This is a genomic window from Butyricimonas hominis, assembly GCF_014287455.1.
Lineage (GTDB): Bacteria > Bacteroidota > Bacteroidia > Bacteroidales > Marinifilaceae > Butyricimonas > Butyricimonas muris.
Genome location: NZ_JACOOH010000071.1, coordinates 1 through 607, shown reverse-complemented (window position 1 = coordinate 607; position 607 = coordinate 1). Strand labels below are relative to the sequence as shown.

The following is a 607-nucleotide window of genomic DNA, read 5'->3' as shown; positions in this document are numbered from 1 at the left end:
CAATTCAGGGACGGCACGCAGCGCAGTGCCTATTTGCAGGTCAGTGCGGTGGAGCGTGGCTTGGAGTTCCTGCCCCGTGCCGCCGTCCAGTTCTTGCAGCAGGGGCAGCAGCCCGCAGAGCGGCAGGTCGCCGGGCTAAAGGACGGCAAGGGCGTTGAGTTCAACGGTCATGTACAGCCCGGCGCACAGGGCAAATCCCCCGACAAGGTGCAGCCGAAAGACGTTACCCCCACCGCCGAGAGCCGGACGCAGGTAGCGGTCAATTCGGGGGGCAAGACCAACGAAGCCACCAAACAAGGCAAAGAGCCGCTGAAACAGGGTCAGGACAAGCCCACCGCCAAGCAGAAAGAGAAGCATGAGAAAGCGCAGGACAAGAGCCTGAAAGCGGACAAGCCCAAGAAGTCCAGAGGAATGAAAATGTAATATCCACCATTAAAAAGTAAAGAATTATGATTGCATTGATAGCAGAGAAGCCCAGCGTGGCAAAGGACATCGCCCGCATCATCGGTGCGACCGGGCGTAATGACGGTTATCTTTCCGGCAACGGATATATGGTGACATGGGCGTTCGGCCACTTAATCCAGCTTGCCATGCCGGAAGCCTACGG

The 607-nt window shown here is 57.8% G+C and carries 1 pseudogene; it reads left to right on the top strand.

What is annotated here, in order from left to right:
- A pseudogene (locus H8S64_RS22310) lies at nt 1-423 on the top strand (hypothetical protein); the annotation flags it as partial.
- Nucleotides 424-607 lie beyond the last annotated feature (184 nt).